A 1,984-nucleotide genomic window follows, 5' to 3' on the forward strand; every position below is an offset into this window, starting at 1 on the left:
AGGTTGGGATATCGGCGTAGGAGGTGCGAATGACCTCTGGATCGACCGGCTCGCCATCGCAACCGACGAAAACGACTACCCCATAGGTAGACGTCATCACCGGCCGACCAAGGGGCGGCAGATTCTCCGGATCGAGCGGATAGCGGCGGCGGCGGCGTTCGGTGGCGCGCGCACGTGCGGCCCGTTCTTTTTCCGACCAGCGATTGGCTTCTCGGCGCTTTTTGCGCTCGTCCGGCTCGTTTCGCTTGGCAGCCTCCTCGATGCGACTCCAGTGCAGGCGCAGGGCCTCATATGACCGGTAGGGGACCGTCCACACACGGCGATCGGCATCCCAGGAGGCAAACGGCACCTGCCGCATCTCATCAACGACAGTGCGGGAATAGGGCGTCACCACTTCCAAATGACTATCAAGGCGCCGAAGATATTTCGAGGAAATGGGATCAAAGACAAAGGCGTCGCGGCCTTTGATGTCGGCATGCGTTTCCGTCTGAGAACGCTCCAGTTCGAGCCATCGATCGAAACGCCGCGCCGCGGTTTTGCCCGGGACGAACCACGCCTTCAGATCATCGTTCCAACGGGCGCGCGGAAATGTCTTTCGAAAACGCTCGACCGTCATGCGGTCATACGGAAATGCCGCCGCCGCGCCGGGGCGATCGTTTCCGTTCGAAGTTGGCATGCTATCGCTCATGTTTGACCACGCGTCGCAATCGACAATGGCTTGCTCGACAACGTTTGAACCAGGTGCTCGGTTCTGGGAAACGTCGATGGGCCTTCTCGTCGACACTAATTTGTTCATGGCGCCTCCGTTGGCGCTTGTATCGGGTACGGCCTCCATCCGGAGCTTGGCTTTGGCATCGATGGCATTCGCGCTCGGTGCACGCTTGCCAAGATTGGTCATCAAGATGGGAACGCCATAGTGGCCCGCGCCCGTCGCATGAAGATCGATCCGTCGAGCACGCGGCTCAGACAGGCTGACATCGCCTCACTCCTCGATACCAGCGTCAAGACAATCAGTAGGCTGCTTACTCGCGTGCGCATCCGGCTGACTGAGAGCCTTGGGGCATCAGCCAACGTCAACCTCGTCGGACCGGTTCAGGTTGATCGTTGAGGGATACTATGCAGCTCCCAAGAGCCCGGCATGCGGTCACGGTCATGCCGGGCTCTTCGTATTCCGACTGCTAGGCCTGGACGGATCGCGAACGACACGCCAATTTTCCGGCGGTTGGTCAGCCCAAGCGGGCTATCACTTGTGCCCGAGGGAACGGCTTCGGACCAGTCGCGTCAATGCGTGTCCGGCGATGGCGCGATCGCGCGTCTACCTTCTCTCAGATACCGAACTCAACACCTTCATTGTCCACACTTGCATCTTCCCCGTCTCCCTTCAGCCCAGTCAGAATATCGCCGGCCAGCAGCTTTTCCTTCGACAGCAGCCCTGCGTCCTCGAGCGCCTCGAGATCCGGCAGCTGGCGCAGCGTGTCGAGCCCGAATTGCGACAGAAAATTTTTGGTCGTCACATAGGTATAGGGCGCGCCCGGCTGCGGACTGCGCGGCCCCGAGGCGATGAGGTCCTGCCCCCGCAGCACACCGATCAGGTCGCGCGACACCTCCTTGCCAAAGAAGGAAGACAACTCGCCGCGCGTGATCGGCTGGAAATAGGCAATGCACATCAAAACCAGTGCCTCCGCCTGCGACAGTTCTTTTGCCCCCTCGCCCGCTGCCGTGCCGAAGGCGGCGCGGATGGCGTCGCCAAAAATTTTCTTGGTCCGGTGCTGCCAGCCGCCGGCGACTGCGACCAGTTCATAGGGCCGGCCGGCGAGCTCGGCGCGGATGTCGTCGATGACCAGCTCGATATTGCAATTCCTTCCCACCACCCGCGCGAGGACACTACGTGTCACCGGTTCGCTGGCCGCAAAGATCACCGCTTCGACGCGGCCCATCCATTCGCGCCAGCGCAGTTCTGGCGGCAAGTGATCCAATTCCGTGT

General features: G+C 61.1%; 2 protein-coding genes. Both read right to left on the reverse strand.

The window, feature by feature from the left end; translation table 11 throughout:
- Window positions 1-898: hypothetical protein (locus EN879_RS39555; protein WP_245493908.1), on the reverse strand; the 898-nt coding region annotated here is incomplete at its 3' end.
- A 427-nt stretch (window positions 899-1,325) separates the two neighbouring features.
- A partial coding sequence (locus tag EN879_RS33700) for an SMC-Scp complex subunit ScpB (protein WP_164774755.1) occupies window positions 1,326-1,984 on the reverse strand: 659 nt, incomplete at its 5' end.

It is taken from the genome of Mesorhizobium sp. M7A.F.Ca.AU.002.02.1.1, assembly GCF_003998535.1.
Lineage (GTDB): Bacteria > Pseudomonadota > Alphaproteobacteria > Rhizobiales > Rhizobiaceae > Mesorhizobium > Mesorhizobium ciceri.